At 68.6% G+C, this 16,292-nt stretch carries 13 protein-coding genes; 7 read left to right on the top strand and 6 right to left on the bottom strand.

Annotated elements, in window-relative coordinates:
• Positions 1–42 precede the first annotated feature (42 nt).
• The 3 genes from ACOCEP_RS19655 (at position 43) to ACOCEP_RS19645 (ending at position 1,539) form a co-directional block, all read left to right on the top strand.
• Positions 43–522 carry an Lrp/AsnC family transcriptional regulator gene (locus ACOCEP_RS19655; protein WP_410650873.1) on the top strand — a complete coding sequence of 160 codons (480 nt, stop codon included), beginning with the start codon at positions 43–45 and terminating at the stop codon, positions 520–522.
• A gap of 116 nt (positions 523–638) precedes the next feature.
• On the top strand, positions 639–908 hold the full coding sequence (locus tag ACOCEP_RS19650) for a hypothetical protein (RefSeq protein ID WP_482339098.1): 270 nt from the start codon (positions 639–641) through the stop codon (positions 906–908).
• Between the two features lie 40 nt (positions 909–948).
• Positions 949–1,539: a GNAT family N-acetyltransferase gene (locus ACOCEP_RS19645; RefSeq protein WP_482339096.1), complete on the top strand. Its 591-nt coding sequence runs from the start codon at positions 949–951 to the stop codon at positions 1,537–1,539.
• A gap of 80 nt (positions 1,540–1,619) precedes the next feature.
• Here ACOCEP_RS19645 and ACOCEP_RS19640 read toward each other — a convergent pair whose 3' ends face one another.
• Complete coding sequence (locus ACOCEP_RS19640) at positions 1,620–2,249, bottom strand: YigZ family protein (RefSeq protein ID WP_457956986.1); 630 nt, start codon at positions 2,247–2,249, stop codon at positions 1,620–1,622.
• A gap of 551 nt (positions 2,250–2,800) precedes the next feature.
• Here ACOCEP_RS19640 and gltB point away from each other — a divergent pair.
• The 4 genes from gltB (at position 2,801) to ACOCEP_RS19620 (ending at position 11,612) form a co-directional block, all read left to right on the top strand.
• Positions 2,801–7,339 carry a glutamate synthase large subunit gene (gltB, locus tag ACOCEP_RS19635; RefSeq protein ID WP_482339094.1) on the top strand — a complete coding sequence of 1,513 codons (4,539 nt, stop codon included), beginning with the start codon at positions 2,801–2,803 and terminating at the stop codon, positions 7,337–7,339.
• Positions 7,340–7,404: 65 nt separating this feature from the next.
• Entirely contained in the window at positions 7,405–8,856 is a 1,452-nt protein-coding gene (locus ACOCEP_RS19630) for a glutamate synthase subunit beta (RefSeq protein WP_482339093.1), read from the top strand.
• 303 nt (positions 8,857–9,159) lie between these two features.
• Complete coding sequence (locus ACOCEP_RS19625; protein ID WP_482339091.1) at positions 9,160–10,572, top strand: Dyp-type peroxidase; 1,413 nt, start codon at positions 9,160–9,162, stop codon at positions 10,570–10,572.
• A 254-nt stretch (positions 10,573–10,826) separates the two neighbouring features.
• A complete protein-coding gene (locus tag ACOCEP_RS19620; protein WP_482339089.1) occupies positions 10,827–11,612 on the top strand; it encodes a DeoR/GlpR family DNA-binding transcription regulator in 786 nt (261 codons plus the stop codon).
• On the opposite strand, the gene ACOCEP_RS19615 is transcribed toward ACOCEP_RS19620, so the two are convergent.
• The 5 genes from ACOCEP_RS19615 to ACOCEP_RS19595 all read right to left on the bottom strand — a co-directional run bounded on the left by ACOCEP_RS19615 (position 11,602) and on the right by ACOCEP_RS19595 (position 16,137).
• The gene (locus ACOCEP_RS19615; RefSeq protein ID WP_482339765.1) at positions 11,602–12,495 is read right to left on the bottom strand and encodes an ROK family protein; all 894 of its coding nucleotides are present in this window, start codon (positions 12,493–12,495) and stop codon (positions 11,602–11,604) included. The genes ACOCEP_RS19620 and ACOCEP_RS19615 overlap by 11 nt on opposite strands.
• A gap of 69 nt (positions 12,496–12,564) precedes the next feature.
• Complete coding sequence (locus ACOCEP_RS19610) at positions 12,565–13,194, bottom strand: response regulator (RefSeq protein WP_482339088.1); 630 nt, start codon at positions 13,192–13,194, stop codon at positions 12,565–12,567.
• Entirely contained in the window at positions 13,191–14,474 is a 1,284-nt protein-coding gene (locus tag ACOCEP_RS19605) for a sensor histidine kinase (protein WP_482339086.1), read from the bottom strand. The genes ACOCEP_RS19610 and ACOCEP_RS19605 overlap by 4 nt, the downstream gene beginning before the upstream one ends.
• A 3-nt stretch (positions 14,475–14,477) precedes the next feature.
• Entirely contained in the window at positions 14,478–15,218 is a 741-nt protein-coding gene (locus ACOCEP_RS19600; protein WP_482339085.1) for an ABC transporter permease, read from the bottom strand.
• 10 nt (positions 15,219–15,228) lie between these two features.
• Positions 15,229–16,137 (bottom strand): ABC transporter ATP-binding protein, encoded by a 909-nt coding sequence (locus tag ACOCEP_RS19595; RefSeq protein WP_482339083.1) that lies wholly within the window; start codon positions 16,135–16,137, stop codon positions 15,229–15,231.
• Positions 16,138–16,292: the final 155 nt, after the last annotated feature.

The raw sequence follows: 16,292 nt of genomic DNA, 5'->3' as shown, positions 1-16,292 counted from the left end.
GTCTGCCGAACGATATTCGGCTAGTAGGGCGAAGGAGCGGGCGTGGACGAACTTGATTCGGCGATCATCCGGGAACTCCAGGCGGATGCGCGGCAGTCGAACCGCGACATCGCCCGCAAGGTCGGCGTCGCGCCGTCGACCTGCCTGGAGCGGACCCGGCTGTTGCGGGAGCGCGGCGTCATCCGCGGATATCACGCCGACATCGACCTGCGCAGCCTCAACCGCGGCGTCCAGGCGATGGTCTCGGCGCAGGTGCGCCCCTTGAGCCGGGAGGTGATCGATTCGTTCCAGCGTTCGGTCGCGGAATTGCCGGAAGTCCTTTCGGTCTTCGTCACCGCCGGCAGCGACGATTTCCTGATCCACGTCGCCGCACAGGACGTCGATCAGCTCCACGCATTCCTCGTGGATCGATTGGCGAAGCGCAAGGAGATCATCGGCTTCCGCAGTTCGATCATTTTCCGGCATCTGCGCAAGACCGAACTGGAACCGCTTCCGCCACGAATACCGGGTGAGACCCCTTAGTGGACGACTCGCCGCCCTTCGGTCCGCCCGAAATCCCGGACTTCGCATCCAAGGAGACGGAAACTGTCGGTGGTCTGGGTTTGACTGTTCAGTGCGGGACGGAAAGGAGGCACGCCATGGACCTTCGGACGGACCTGAACCATCGTGAGCGGGCCACCCTGAGAGCCGTGGCCGAGGGCCACGCCGAGATCAGCTGCAGCCGCGAGCCGGACCTCTTCGTCGATGGCCTCGCCTGCTGCGACCAGCACACCGCGCATCGCCTCGCCCATCTCGGCCTGGTGGCGCCCGCCAGGGACGGCCGGTGGGGCGAGCGCGTTCCCGCCCTGCTCACCGAGGCCGGGGCGGCGGCGCTGAACGACCTCGCGGGCCCCGGAGCGGCCGCGTAATTCGGTTGCCAGGCTGTCTCGCCGGCGCCACGCTTTGCCGATGCGTGTCTTTCTGGAGACCGAGCGGCTCGTGCTGCGCCAGTTCACCGGCGCCGACGTCGACCATCTGTTCGCGCTCTACGACGACCCCGAAGTCATGCGCTACCTCAATGGGGGCGAACCCGCCGACCGGGCGGAGATCGAAGAACACGACCTTCCCTCGTTTCTCGGCTACTACGAGCGTTTCCCCGGTTACGGATTCTGGGCGGCGATCGAGAAATCGAGCGGGGATTTCCTGGGCTGGTTCCATTTCCGCCCGTTGCGCGATCACCATACCGGCGACCCCGAACTCGGCTACCGGCTCAACCGGTCGTCCTGGGGCAAGGGGTACGCGACCGAGGGTTCGCTGGCGATCCTGGAGAAGGGGTTCACCGAATTCGGGGCCCGGCGGATCTGGGCGGCGACCATGGCGGTGAACCTGGGGTCCCGGCGGGTCATGGAGAAGATCGGGATGCGGCACGTCCGGACCTATCACGAGCACTTCGATCACCCGATCCCCGGCACGGAGGAGGGCGAGGTCGAGTACGCCATCACCCTGGAGGAGTGGCGAACCCGTAACTCACGTGATCAGAGGCGTAACTCGCGTGATTGAAGGCGCAACTCACGTGATCAGGCGAGTTACGCCTTCAATCACGCGAGTGACGCCTCCAAACACGTGAGTAACGCGTCTGATCACGAGGTGGGCAGCCAGGTTTCGCCGATTTCCTCGGCCAGGGCCTCCCCGCCGGTGAGATCGGCGAGCCAGGCGTGGAACGCGGGGCCCTGGTCCGGCGCGAGCCCGACGTCGAAGTGCGCGACGTCCTCGAAGCGCGTCGCGTGGAGCAGGTACGGCGACGAGCGGATGTCGTTCTCCAGCCGTCCGGCCCGGTCGTAGTCGACGACGACCTCCACCAGCCGCAGCCGCCGGTACTCCCGGACGCCGAGGACGTCGACGGCCTCCGAAACGGCCTGTCCGTACGCACGGATCAGGCCGCCGGCCCCGAGCAGGACCCCGCCGAAGTAGCGGGTCACCACCGCGACCGTGTCGGTCAGCTCGCGGCGGCGGAGTACTTCGAGCATCGGGGTGCCCGCCGTGCCCGCGGGCTCGCCGTCGTCACTCGAACGTTGAGTCCTGCCGTCGGCGCCCAGCACGAACGCGTGACAGTGGTGCCGGGCCGCCGGATCGGCCTTCTTCCTGGCGGCGATCACCTCGCGGGCGGCCTCTTCCGAGGTGACCGGCGCGAGCGCGCAGAGGAAGCGCGACCGCCGGATTTCGATCTCGTGGACCCCGGTACCCGCCACGGTGAGATAACGATCCGCCATCGGCCAAGCCTCTCAAACCAGGCGGTTCGCTCTGCCGTTCGGGCGATTCGGCGGTCACCCCGGGTCACCGCAACACCGGTGAAACCCACTCTCCCGCGCGACCCAGGTCACACTTTCGGAGGAGTCGGCCGGTGATAAACGCAGGTCAGCGCGCTGGTGCTCCACTCAGTGGACACGTCATTCCAGCCAGTGGGCAGATGATGTTTGAAGTCAACGCCCGCGTGGCATTTCCCACCCCGACCAAGTGACGTATGTCGATAACAGCGATTTCACACTATCGTCATAAGACCGGCGAACCCGGGAGTAACACGTGTACCCGCCAGCCGCCCACCACAGTGGCCAGACGGCACCCACGTGCACAGCAGTACCGATATGCGCATCGGCCGCCCAGTGCAGTGCGGCTCTACGAGGCCTGCCCCCGTTTCCGCGGGCGGGATCGTTCCCTCTCGACTGACCATCGCGGTCCCGGACCACTCCGTTAACTGGTTCATGTCCGAACCACCCGAACGGAGTGGTACCGGTCGCGCCGACGCCTTGGGAGGCGGCCAGCCGTGACCCACCATGCCAGCTACAAGGGCAGCAAGGCCCCCGAAGGCCTGTACGACCCGGAGTTCGAGCACGACGCCTGCGGTGTCGCGTTCGTCGCCGATCTCTCCGGTAAACGCGATCACGGCATCGTCGCCAAAGCGCTGATCGCGCTGCGGAACCTGGAACATCGCGGGGCCCGCGGCGCCGACCCGGAGACCGGCGACGGCGCCGGGATCCTCATCCAGGTCCCCGACGAGTTCTATCGCGAGGTCGTCGGCTTCGACCTTCCCGAGCCCGGCGCGTACGCCGTCGGCACGGCTTTCCTTCCGCAGGACGAAAACGCCCGCGGCCAGGCGATGACGACCATCGAACGGATCGCCGCCGAAGAGGGCATGCGCGTGCTCGGCTGGCGTGACCTCCCGGTCCACACCGAACACGTCGGCACCGGCGCGGCCGAGACCATGCCGTATTTCAGCCAGCTGTTCCTGGCGGGGAACGACCCGCTGGAGGGTCTTGCCCTGGAGCGCGCCGCCTTCGTGGTGCGCAAGCGTGCCGAGCACGCGCTCGTCGAAGACGACGTGTACTTCCCCAGCCTCTCCTCGCGCACGATCGTCTACAAAGGAATGCTCACCGAGCCGCAGGTCGAGAGGTTCTTCGCCGACCTCACCGACGAGCGCGTCACCAGCGCCATCGGCCTGGTGCACTCCCGGTTCTCCACCAACACCTTCCCGTCGTGGCCGCTGGCGCACCCGTACCGGTACGTCGCCCACAACGGCGAGATCAACACCCTGCGCGGCAACCGGAACTGGATGGACGCGCGGGAGGCGCTGCTCGAATCCGACCTGATCCCGGGTGACCTCAAGCGGATCTACCCGATCATCACCCGCGGCGCGAGCGACTCGGCGTCCTTCGACGAGGTGCTGGAGCTGCTCCACCTCGGCGGGCGGCCGCTGCCGCACGCCGTGCTGATGATGATCCCGGAGGCCTGGGAGAACCATCAGGAGATGGACCCCGCGCGCCGCGCGTTCTACGAGTTCCACTCGACCTTGATGGAGCCGTGGGACGGCCCCGCGCTGGTCTCCTTCACCGACGGCACCCAGATCGGCGCGGTGCTCGACCGCAACGGCCTGCGCCCCGCCCGGTACTGGGTCACCGAAGACGGCCTCGTCGTCCTCGCCAGCGAGGTCGGCGTGCTGGAGCTGGAGCAGTCCACCATCGTCCGGAAAGGACGGTTGGAGCCCGGCCGCATGTTCCTCGTGGACACGGCCGCCGGCCGGATCGTCGAGGACGAGGAGATCAAGGACCGCCTCGCCACCGAGCACCCGTACGACGAATGGGTCGAGGACGGCCTCCTCCCGCTCGACGGGCTTCCCGAGCGGGAGCGCGAGATCCCGCCGCACGCCGCGCTCGTGCGCCGCCAGCAGGCTTTCGGCTACACCGAAGAGGAACTCGACGTCCTGCTCCAGCCGATGGCCCGCACCGGCGCGGAACCGATCGGCTCGATGGGCAACGACTCCCCCATCGCGTCGCTGTCCAGCCGTCCTCGGCTGATCTTCGACTACTTCATCCAGCTCTTCGCCCAGGTGACCAACCCGCCGCTCGACGCGATCCGCGAGGAACTGGTCACCTCGCTGGGCACCCAGCTGGGTGCGGAGCCGAACCTCCTGCAGGCCGACGCGAAGTCGTGCCGCCGGATCGTGCTGCCGTTCCCGGTGCTGGACAACGACGAGTTCGCGAAGCTGGTGCACGTCAACGACGACGGCGACCTGCCCGAGTTCCAGGCGGTCACCGTGCACGGCACCTACGACGTCCACGGTGGCGGCGAGGCGCTCGTGCGACGGCTCGACGAGATCCGGGCCGAGGTGTCCACGGCCATCGCCGAGGGCGCGCGGCTGATCGTGCTCTCCGACCGCGGGATCGACGAAGACCACGCGGGGATCCCGTCGCTGCTGCTCACCGGCGCGGTGCACCACCATCTGGTGCGCGAGAAGACCCGCACGCAGGTCGGCCTCATCGTCGAGGCGGGCGACGCGCGCGAGGTCCACCACATCGCCCTGCTGATCGGCTACGGCGTCGCGGCGGTGAACCCGTATCTGGCGATGGCGACCGTCGAAGAGATGGCCGATCAGGGCCTGATCCCCGGCCTCACCGCGAAGCAGGCGACCGCGAACCTGATCAGGGCGCTGGGCAAGGGCGTCCGCAAGACGATGTCGAAAATGGGAGTGTCCACAGTGGCCTCCTACACCGGCGCGCAGATCTTCGAGGCGGTCGGGCTGGGCGACGAGGTCATCCAGAACTGTTTCACCGGCACCACTTCCCGGCTCGGCGGCGTCGGCTTCGACACGCTCGCGCTGGAAGTCGCCGAACGGCACCGCCGGGCGTTCCCGCGCGACGGGTTCCGCGCGAACCACCGCGAGCTGGAGACCGGTTCGGACTACCAGTGGCGCCGCGAGGGCGAGCCGCACCTGTTCAACCCGCAGACGGTGTTCAAGCTGCAGCACTCCACCCGTGCCGGGAAGTACGAGGTCTTCAAGGAGTACACGAAGGCCGTCGACGACCAGGCGCAGAAGCTGTACACGCTGCGCGGGCTGTTCGACTTCAAGATCGGCCAGCGGCCGGCCGTGCCGATCGAGGAGGTCGAGCCGGTTTCCGAGATCGTCAAGCGGTTCGCCACCGGTGCGATCTCCTACGGCTCGATTTCGGCCGAGATGCACGAAACCCTGGCCATCGCGATGAACCGGCTCGGCGGCAAGTCGAACACCGGTGAGGGCGGCGAGGATCCGGAACGGCTCTACGACCCCGAGCGCCGCAGCGCGGTCAAGCAGGTCGCGAGCGGCCGGTTCGGCGTCACGAGCGAGTACCTGGTCAACGCCGACGACATCCAGATCAAGATGGCGCAGGGCGCGAAGCCCGGTGAGGGCGGGCAGCTGCCCGGCGCGAAGGTGTACCCGTGGATCGCGAAGACGCGGCACTCCACGGCGGGTGTCGGGCTGATCTCCCCGCCGCCGCACCACGACATCTACTCGATCGAGGATCTGGCCCAGCTGATCCACGACCTGAAGAACGCCAACCCGGCCGCGCGTATCCACGTGAAGCTCGTGTCCGAGGTCGGCGTCGGCACGGTCGCGGCCGGTGTCTCCAAGGCGCACGCGGACGTCGTGCTCATCTCCGGGCACGACGGCGGCACGGGCGCTTCGCCGCTGTCGTCGATCAAGCACGCGGGCGGCCCGTGGGAACTCGGGCTCGCCGAGACCCAGCAGACGCTGCTGGCCAACCGGCTGCGCGACCGGATCGTCGTGCAGACCGACGGCCAGCTCAAGACCGGCCGCGACGTCGTCATCGCCGCGCTGCTCGGCGCCGAGGAGTTCGGTTTCGCGACCGCGCCGCTGGTGGTGTCCGGCTGCGTCATGATGCGGGTGTGTCACCTCGACACCTGCCCGGTCGGCGTCGCGACGCAGAACCCCAAGCTGCGTGAGAAGTTCAGCGGCAAGGCGGAGTACGTGGTGAACTTCTTCGAGTTCATCGCCCAGGAGGTCCGGGAGTACCTGGCGGAGCTGGGTTTCCGGTCCATCGCCGAGGCCGTCGGCCACGCGGAGATGCTCGACAAGCGCAAGGCGATCGACCACTGGAAGGCCGCCGGGCTCGACCTGTCGCCGATCTTCCACGTGCCCGACTCGGCTCCCGCCGGACTGCGGCACCAGCAGACGGTGCAGGACCACGGGCTGGAGAAGGCGCTCGACAACACGCTGATCCAGCTCGCCGAGGGCGCGCTGTCGTCCGGCGACAAGGTGCGGCTGGAGCTGCCGGTCCGCAACGTGAACCGGACCGTGGGCACCATGCTCGGCCACGAGCTCACCAAGCGGTGGGGTGGCGAGGGCTTGCCGGACAACACGATCGACGTGACCTTCACCGGGACCGCCGGTCAGTCGTTCGGTGCGTTCGTCCCCAAGGGCATCACGCTGCGGCTCTACGGCGACGGCAACGACTACGTCGGCAAGGGCCTGTCCGGCGGACGGCTCGTCGTGCGGCCGCCGAAGGTGGCGCGGTACAACGCCGAAGAGCACATCATCGCGGGCAACGTGATCGGCTACGGCGCGACCAGCGGCGAGATCTTCATCCGCGGCAAGGTCGGCGAGCGGTTCTGTGTGCGCAACTCGGGCGCGCTGGCCGTCGTCGAAGGCGTCGGCGACCATGGCTGCGAGTACATGACCGGTGGCCGTGTCGTCGTCCTCGGCGGCGTGGGCCGCAACTTCGCGGCCGGTATGTCGGGCGGCACCGCCTACGTGCTGGACCTGCCGGCGCACCGGATCAACCCGGAGATGGTCGACGTCGACCCGCTGGATTCGTCCGATGTGGACTTCCTGCGCGAGGCGCTCGAAAAGCATTACGACGAAACGGAATCCGCGGTCGCGCGGGCGCTGCTCGCCGATTGGGACACCGCCGTCGACCGGTTCGGCAAGGTCATGCCGAAGGACTACAAGCGCGTGCTCGCGGCTCAGGCTGAGGCCGAGCGGGACGGGCGTGACGTGAACGAGGCGATCATGGAGGCGGCTCATGGCTGATAATCGCGAAGCCGGCTATGAGTGCCGACTGGGTGCGGGTATCCCGCAGGACACGGAGGCGGCTCATGGCTGATCCCAAGGGCTTTCTGACCACCACTCGCGAGACGCCCAAGAGCCGTCCCGTCGACCTGCGCCTGATGGACTGGCGCGAGGTGTACGAGGACTTCGCGACGTCGAAGCTGCAGAAGCAGGCCGGGCGCTGCATGGACTGCGGCATCCCGTTCTGTCACCAGGGCTGCCCGCTCGGGAACCTCATCCCGGAGTGGAACACGCTGACCTGGCGTGACGATTGGCGCGACGCGGCCGAGCGGCTGCATGCGACCAACAATTTCCCGGAGTTCACCGGGACCCTCTGCCCGGCGCCGTGCGAAACGGCGTGTGTGCTCGGGATCAACGACGATCCCGTCACCATCAAGCGGGTCGAGATCTCGATCATCGACCGGGCCTTCGAGGAAGGCTGGGTCACGCCGGAACCGCCGGTCGTCAAGACCGGCAAGAAGGTGGCGGTGGTCGGATCCGGCCCGTCGGGACTCGCCGCGGCGCAGCAGCTCACGCGCGCGGGCCACACCGTCGTGGTCTTCGAGCGGGCCGACAAGATCGGCGGGCTGCTGCGCTACGGCATCCCCGAATTCAAGATGGAGAAGCACCGGCTCGACCGGCGTCTCGACCAGATGCGCGCCGAGGGCACGGAGTTCCGGACCTCGGTGAACGTCGGCGTCGACCTCACCGTCGAGGAACTGAAGTCTTCCTACGACGCGGTGGTCCTCGCCGGCGGCGCGACCGCGTGGCGCGATCTGCCGATCCCCGGCCGCGAGCACGCCGGTATCCACCAGGCGATGGAGTTCCTGCCGCACGCCAACCGCGTCGCCGCCGGTGAGCTGGACGTCTCGCCCATCAGTGCCGAGGGCCTCGACGTCGTGGTCATCGGTGGCGGTGACACCGGCGCGGACTGTGTCGGGACCTCGCACCGCCAGGGCGCGAAGTCGGTGACGCAGCTGGAGATCATGCCGAAGCCGCCGCTTTCGCGGTCGGACGCGCATCCGTGGCCGACGTACCCGATGATCTACCGCGTCTCGTCCGCGCACGAAGAGGGCGGCGAGCGGCTGTACTCGGTCAACACCCAGGAGTTCGCCGCGGACGCCGACGGACGGGTGCGCGCACTGAAGCTGGTCGAGGTGCGCAACGAGGGCGGCAAGTTCGTCCCGGTTCCCGGCACGGAGCGCGAACTCCCCGCGCAGCTGGTGCTGCTCGCGATGGGCTTCGTCGGCCCGGAGCGGGAAGGGCTGCTGGAGTCGCTCGACGTCGAACTGGACCAGCGCGGCAACGTCGCCCGCGACAAGGCGTTCAAGACCAGCGTCGACAACGTGTTCGTGGCGGGCGACATGGGCCGCGGCCAGTCGCTCATCGTGTGGGCGATCGCCGAAGGGCGCTCGGCGGCGGCCGGGGTGGACGCGTACCTCACCGGGCGGGACGTGCTGCCCGCACCGATCGCGCCGACCGACCGGCCGCTCACCTAGGCCGTTTAGCGCGTGAAGGCCCCCTTCCCTCGGCTGAGCCGAGGGAAGGGGGCCTTCACGCGCATCACCCCCGGTCGCGTTTAGTCCTCTGCTTGCGGTAGTTGCGCGCGCAACCACCGCAAGCAGAGGACTAAACGCGGGGTGTGACCGGGGCACTGGTCCTTTCGAGTGAAAGAACCGCCGGAAGAGTGTACTTACGGGTGATGACGGCGAGCTTTCGGTATCGGTTGTATCAAGGAGTAAGACCTGTGCGGCGGCGGGGACCGTCGCCGCACAGGGTTCCCAAGGAGGGGGTTCCTTGATATGTCCGTCGATCTGACCATGCCCTTGGAATGGAAGACCGCGACCGGCGACGCCGCGAAGATGCTCGAAGAACTACAGCCGAACATCCTCAAAGCGCACGCTCGCGACCATTTTTCTGCGCTGTTCCTCCGTTTTTCGGAGGCGCCGGGCGCCATGAGGTTCCTCGCGTCGCTCGTCCCGCTGATGAAGTCCGCGAAGACCCACCTCACCGAGGTCGAGCGCTTCAAAACCGAAGGGGTGAAGGGGTCGCCCTACGTCGGTACGGGGCTCACCGCCGCGGGCTACCGGTTCCTGAAAATCGAGACGCCGCAAGACGAATCGTTCCGTCTCGGCATGCGCGCGCAGGAGACCCGCGAGAAGCTGAACGACCCGCCGCGCTCCACGTTCGACAACGGATACCACGACGAGATCCACGCGGTCGTCATCGTCGGCGACGCCGAGGACGCTCCGATGACCGCGCGCCGGAACGAGGTTCTGGCGCTGATTCCGTCGACGATTTCCGTCGTCGCCGAGGAAACCGGATTCGGCCGGGTGAACGCCAACGGTGACGGAATCGAGCATTTCGGTTACGTCGACGGCCGGAGCCAGCCGCTCTTCCTGGTCGAGGACGTCCAAGTGGAAAAGGCGGAATCGGACGGCGTCAGCGTCTGGGATCCGACCGCTACGCTGAACCAGGTACTCGTCCCGGATCACGCCGCCCCCGACCCCGGGGTGCATTTCGGCAGCTACTTCGTTTTCCGCAAACTGGAACAGAACGTCCGGCGATTCAAGCAGTCGGAGGAGGCGCTGGCGGATCAATTGGGACTAGTCGGCGAAGACCGGGAACGGGCGGGCGCGATGATCGTCGGCCGTTTCGAAGACGGCACCCCGCTGACCGCGCAACGAGAAGAGGGTGCGGAAAGTCCGGTACCGAACAACTTCGACTACGGAAGTGACGCCGCCGGCGCCAAATGCCCCTTCCAGGCGCATATCCGGAAGACGAACCCACGCGGCAGCGGAGGCGCGGAACCGCCGCCACAGGAACGTCTGCACCTGATGGCGCGACGGGGCGTGCCCTACGGCGAACGAGCCGACGACCCGAACGCCGATCTGCCGCCGTCGGCCCGGCCCAGCGGTGGCGTCGGACTGCTGTTCATGGCGTTCAATTCGGTGCTGGGCAACCAGTTCGAGTTCACCCAGGCCACCTGGTCGAACAACCCGGGATTCCCGTTCCCGCCCGTCGGGGTCAAGCCGCCGGGCCTCGACCCGGTCATCGGCCAGGGCCCGCGGCCGGAATCGGTCTACACCACGGAATGGGCCGGCTCGCAGACGGTGACCGCGGATCCGATCCCGCAGGCGGTGACGCTGAAGGGCGGTGACTACTTCTTCATGCCGTCGCTCGCCTTCCTGCGCGGGCTCGGCGGAAAGGGCTGAGCCGGCGGCGAATATCCGTTGAACGTCACCGGAACGGGCGTAAATCCGATATCGATCCGGAGGCGGCGGGGATAGCCTGCGAAACGGGCCGGTCCTGGGCGTGCCGGCCACCGGGCGGACGCCGGTCACACTGGGGGTGGCCGGCGCCCGCCCATTTCCCTTTCTCCCCGGCGTCCCGAACCCGCCCCTTTCGCGACGCGTAGTACTTTGTCCGGTGCGGTAAGCGACATCGGGCTTCGGGGAGGGAGCTGGGGATGAATCGGCATGAGCGGCTCACGGCTTTATTGGACATGGTGGGAGAGCGGGAAAAAGTCGACGTCGAGGTTTCGGCGGGCGAACTCGGTGTCTCCCCGGCGACGATCCGCCGGGACCTCGATCACCTGGCGGGCCGCAATCTCGTGGTCCGCACCCGCGGCGGCGCCGTCGCGAGCAACGTCGCCTACGACCTTCCGTTGCGGCACAAGGCCGCGCGCAACGCGCCCGAACAGCAACGGATTTCCGCCGCCGCGGCCAGAATGGTCGATCCCGGCATGGTGGTCGGCCTCAACGGCGGCACCACGAGCACCGAGGTGGGCCGCGCGCTCGCGACCCGGCCGGACATGGGCGAACCGACCGGCGGGCCGTCGCTCACCGTGGTGACGAACGCGCTCAACATCGCCCACGAACTCGCCGTGCGGCCCAATGTCAAGATCGTGGTGACCGGCGGGGTCGCGCGGCAGCAGTCGTTCGACCTGTCCGGGCCGTTGTCCCAGCTGTTCCTCGACCAGATCTCGCTCGATCTGGTGTTCCTCGGGGTGGACGCCTTCGACCCGGTGCACGGCGCGCAGGCGCATCACGAGGGCGACGCGAGCACCAACCGGCTGATGGCGGCCCGCGCCCGGCAGGTCGTCGTGCTCGCCGACAGCGGGAAACTCGGCGGTCACGCCTTCGCGAAGATCTGCGCGACCACCGATGTCGACGTGCTCGTCACCGATGGCCGCGCGGATCCGGAGCGGGTGCACGCCTTCGAAGAGGAAGGCGTGCGGGTGGTCACGGCTTGAGCTTGTCCAACGCCAGCAGCGCGGCGCCGAGCCTGCCCGCCTCGTCGCCGAGCCGCGCGATCCGCAGTTCGGGCATCCGCTGGAATTGCAGATTCGCCGCCAGCCACGCCCGCACGGGTTCGAGGACGTAGTCGCCCGCGGTGAACAGGCCGCCGCCGAGGACGACGACCTCGGGCGCCAGCAGCGTGACCAGGGTCTTGATGCCGTGGCCGAGCCCTTCGAGCGCGTCGTCGACCACGGAGATGGCGGCCTCGTCGCCGTGCCGGGCGGCGTCGACCACCTGCTCGGCGCCGTCCGCGGGCCGTCCGGTGTGCTCGCTGTAGCGGCGGGCGATGGCCGACGCGGAGGAGATCGCCTCCAGGCAGCCCGTCGCGCCGCAACCACACGGCAGCCGATGGCCGACGTCGATATGCCCGATTTCGCCGCCCTGGCCACCCGCGGCGTACAGCTTCCCGTCGAGCTGGAGCGCGGCCGCGATCCCGGTGCCGACCGGGATGAAGGCGGCGTCGGTGCAGCCCTTGCCCGCGCCGACGCGGAACTCCGCGAGCCCGCCGGCGCGGACGTCGTGCCCGAACGCGAACGGCAACCCCAGCCTGCGGTCGAGCAGCTCGCCGAACGCGACGTTCCGGAAGTCGAGGTTCGCCGAGAATCGGGCCACCCGCGTGACTTCGTCGACGATGCCCGGGATGACCACGCCGACGGCGTCCGGCTTCCCGGTCCCCGCCTGCTTGCCCAGCGTTTCCACGATCCGCGCGACCTGGTCCGCGAGCGCCTCGCCGTCCGCCCCGCGCGCCGTCGGCTCGCGCAGGCTCGCGAGGTCTTTCAGATCCGCGTCGTACAGGGCCGCCTTGATGGACGTGCCGCCGACGTCGAGTGCCGCCACCGCAGGTGTCATAGCTGGATTTTGGCATGCGGACCGACGTGGACGGCAGGGATCCGCCAGCGTCGCCGGTCAGTCACGGGATGTCAGGTATCCCTGGGAGAACGCGGTCGCCACGGCCGCGGCCCGGTCGTTGACGCCGAGCTTCGCGTACACGTGCAGCAAATGTGTCTTCACCGTCGCTTCGCTGATGAACAGCCTCTTCGCCGCCTCGCGGTTCGTCGCCCCCTGGGCGATCAGCCGCAGGACTTCCAGTTCACGCTGGGAGAGCGGCCCCGGGGCCGGTCGGCGCATCTGCCCCATCAACCGGGCCGCGACGGAAGGCGCCAGCATCGCCTTCCCTTGCGCGGCCGCCTCCACCGCGCGGAACAGTTCGTCCCTCGGAGCGTCCTTGAGCAGGTATCCGGTGGCACCCGCCTGGATGGCGGGCAGCACGTCGCTGTCCGTGTCGTACGTGGTGAGCACCAGAATCCGCGAAGCCACCCCGCGTTTCGCCAGCTCCTCGATGGCCTTGACGCCGTCGAGGCGGGGCATCCGCAAATCCATGAGGATCACGTCGGGCCGGAGCTTCACCCCGGCGGTGACGGCTTCCTCGCCGTCCCCGGCCTCACCGAGGACGTCGAACCGCGAATCGGCGCTGAACATGCCCCGCAGTCCGTCCCGGACGACGGGATGGTCGTCGACGATCAGCAGCGAGATCATCGCTCGGCCCCGGCCGGAATCGCCGGCACCGAGGCCGAGATCGCCGTACCCCCACCCGGCTCCGACTCGATCTCGAGGCGGCCGGCGAGACGACGCACGCGCTGGCGCATACCGGCCAGCCCGAACCCGCTTTCGGCGGAACCGTTGGCACGCGCGGCAGCGGGTTCGAAGCCCACTCCGTCGTCGCGCACGTCGAGCGTCACCAGATCCTCCATGTACGACAGTGTCAGGCCCACCCTGGCCGCCTTCGCGTGCTTGGCCACGTTGGCCAGTGCTTCTTGCGCGGCGCGGAGCAGTGTCACCTCGACGTCGGCGTGCATCGGCCGCGGGTCGCCGGTGGTGGTCAGTACCGCCTCGACGTGGTTCACCTCGGACCAGCGTCTGGCCACCTCGCCGATCGCGTCCTGGAGCCTGCCCTCGGCGAGCGGTTCCGGCTGCACCGCGTGCACCGTCCGGCGCGCCTCGGTCAGGCTTTCCCTCGCGAGGTTCATCGCGTTCGTCACGTGCCGGTGCGGCACCGGACGCTCGTCCAAGGTCTGCTCCGCGGCCTGAAGCTGAGTGAGGATGCCTGCGAGGCCTTGGGCCAAGGTGTCGTGGATGTCCCTGGCGATCCGTTGCCGCTCGTCGAGCACCCCGGCCTCCCGGGCCTGGACCAGCAGCTGGGCGTGCAGGCCGGCGTTCTCCTCCAGGGCCGCTTCCAGCCTGGCGTTCGCCTCGTTCAACTCGGCGAGCGCCTGCTTCTGCTTGAGGTTGCGCTGGTCGGATTTCTCGGCGATCCGGGAGAAGGCCCCGGCCAGCACGGTGATGATCACGCTGAGCGCCGCGAACGCCGGCCACAGGTGCTCGTCCTGGATGTTGCTCAGCCCGCCCAGGTACGCCACCGCCGAGATCACGGAGGTGGCCGCGACCCCCGCGTATCGCCAGTGGCCTTTCAGGTAGTGGAAGGCCTGGGGGTAGCCGATGAAGGCGAACAGGCCGAACCACGGCGCCACCGCGACCAGACAGGCCGTCAGCACCATCAGCCCCGTGTAGTACAGGCCCATCAACGGGCCGTTCCCGTGCCACTCCGGGTGGAGTGTGTGGAACCAGACGGACCAGGCCAGGATCCCGGCGGAAAGGGCCAGCACGGTCGGCAGGTGCACCGGCACCCGCCAGATCGCCAGCAGCACCGAGACGAGGACATCGACGGCCAGCAGCACGTACGGAAGGACCTTGAAGACCGCGGTCTCGACGCGCTCCCAACGGTCGAACTCCGCGCGCAACTCCGCTTCGACGCCCACGACTCACTCCCAGCGGAAGTACCGGGCGGCCAGCCCGCCCGCCACGATCGTCCACCCCAGCAGGACGGCCACCTGCAGTGGTTGCGCCCAGTGACCGGCGGCGGCGTCCTGCAATGATTGCACGCCGGCGCCCAGCGGGGTGAAGTCGCTGATCTTCCGCAGGACGTCGTTCATCTGGGCGCGGGGCACCCAAAGACCGGCGAAGAACACGATCGGGAAGAACAGCAGGGTCCCGATCGCGCCCGCGCTCTTGCCGGTCGGCGCGACGGAGGCGACGAGCAGGCCGATCGCGAACATCGCGAGCGCGGTCAGCAGATAGGCGATCAGGTAGGCGAACGGCTGTCCGGGCAGGCCCACGTCGAACATCACCCTGCCGATGGCCAGCACGACCAGCATCGTCGCCACGGACAGGAGCGTGGACATCGTCAGCTGCGCGCCGAGCATGAGGTGCGGTTTCACCGGGGTGGTCCGCATCCGCCGCAGCACGCCTTTCTCCCGGTACGTGGCGAGCAGCTGGGACACGCTGTTGAGCGCGAACATGGCGAGGCCCATCGCGACGATGATCGGCAGGTACAGGGTGATCGCCCTGGCGCCGCCGAGGTCTTCGCTGGGTTCCCGTATACCGGGGAACGCGCCGAGGACGACGAGCAGGAGCGGAGGGAACGCGAGCACGAAGAACACGAGCATCGGCTCGCGGAAGAACAGTTTGGTCTCGGCGACGGTGAGCCGGGCGAGGGCGGACATGGTGCTCTCCTCAGGAGTCGATGGTACGGCCGGTGAGCGCGACGAACGCGTCGTCCAGCGACGCCTGCTCGACCCGCAGGCTCGCCGCGGTGACCTGGTTGCGGGCGAGCACGGTGGTGACGGCGAGCAGGACGTTCCCCGTGCCGGTCACGACGAGCTGATCCCCCGAGCGTTCGACCGAGGTGACCTCGGGCAGTGCGGTCAGCACGGAGTGGTCCAGCGGGGCGGACGGACGGAATCGGATGCGTTGCCGGTCGTCGACGCGGGCGACCAGCCCGGCCGGCGTGTCGAGCGCGACGACGCGGCCGGAGTCGATCACCGCGAGCCGGTCGCACAGCCGTTCCGCTTCCTCCATGAAGTGGGTGACCAGCAGGATCGTGACGCCGCGGTCGCGAACACGCTCGATCAGGTCCCACGCGTCGCGGCGGGCCTGCGGGTCCAGGCCGGTGGTGAGCTCGTCGAGCACCGCCACCCTCGGGTTGCCGATCAGCGCGAGCGCGATCGACAGCCGTTGCTTCTGCCCGCCGGACAACCTGCGGTACTGGGTGTCGATCTTGTCGGTCAGATCGAGGGTGGTGAGCAGTTCCCGCCAGTCGGCCGGGTCGCGGTAGAACGAGGCGTACAGCTCCAACGCCTCGCGGACCTTGAGCTTGTCCGGCAGCTCGCTTTCCTGCAGCTGCGCGCCGAGCGACTGCCGCAGCTCACCGGATTCGCGTCGCGGGTCGAGCCCGCACACCCGGATGGTCCCGCCGTCCGGGACGCGGAGCCCCTCGACGCATTCGACCGTCGTCGTCTTGCCTGCCCCGTTGGGGCCCAGGATGCCGAAGATCTCGCCCTGCTCGACGGCGAAACCGACCCCGTCCACCGCGGTGTGGTCGCCGTAGCGCTTGACGAGGTCTTCCACCTCGATGATTGCCATACGAAGACGATGCCTCGCGGCGGCGGTCCGCCGAATCAACCGCGTGGCCAAGATCCCCGAGGGCCGCGGTGGAGCCGCCATCAACCGATCGGTGGATGCCCGCCGCCGTAACGAGCCTGCGCCGATCGGGGTCCGTCACATTGACCGGACGCTTC

The sequence above is a fragment of the Amycolatopsis sp. CA-211722 genome (genome assembly GCF_056828465.1).
This window is presented reverse-complemented; position numbering and strand designations above follow the sequence as displayed.

Excerpts from the sequence above, each read along its gene's own strand:
- ACOCEP_RS19595 (WP_482339083.1), bottom strand. The coding sequence starts at position 16,137 with ATGGCAATCATCGAGGTGGAAGACCTCGTCAAGCGCTACGGCGACCAC.
- ACOCEP_RS19625 (WP_482339091.1), top strand. The coding sequence starts at position 9,160 with ATGTCCGTCGATCTGACCATGCCCTTGGAATGGAAGACCGCGACCGGC.
- ACOCEP_RS19600 (WP_482339085.1), bottom strand. The coding sequence starts at position 15,218 with ATGTCCGCCCTCGCCCGGCTCACCGTCGCCGAGACCAAACTGTTCTTC.
- ACOCEP_RS19640 (WP_457956986.1), bottom strand. The coding sequence starts at position 2,249 with ATGGCGGATCGTTATCTCACCGTGGCGGGTACCGGGGTCCACGAGATC.
- ACOCEP_RS19645 (WP_482339096.1), top strand. The coding sequence starts at position 949 with ATGCGTGTCTTTCTGGAGACCGAGCGGCTCGTGCTGCGCCAGTTCACC.
- ACOCEP_RS19630 (WP_482339093.1), top strand. The coding sequence starts at position 7,405 with ATGGCTGATCCCAAGGGCTTTCTGACCACCACTCGCGAGACGCCCAAG.
- ACOCEP_RS19610 (WP_482339088.1), bottom strand. The coding sequence starts at position 13,194 with ATGATCTCGCTGCTGATCGTCGACGACCATCCCGTCGTCCGGGACGGA.
- ACOCEP_RS19620 (WP_482339089.1), top strand. The coding sequence starts at position 10,827 with ATGAATCGGCATGAGCGGCTCACGGCTTTATTGGACATGGTGGGAGAG.
- ACOCEP_RS19650 (WP_482339098.1), top strand. The coding sequence starts at position 639 with ATGGACCTTCGGACGGACCTGAACCATCGTGAGCGGGCCACCCTGAGA.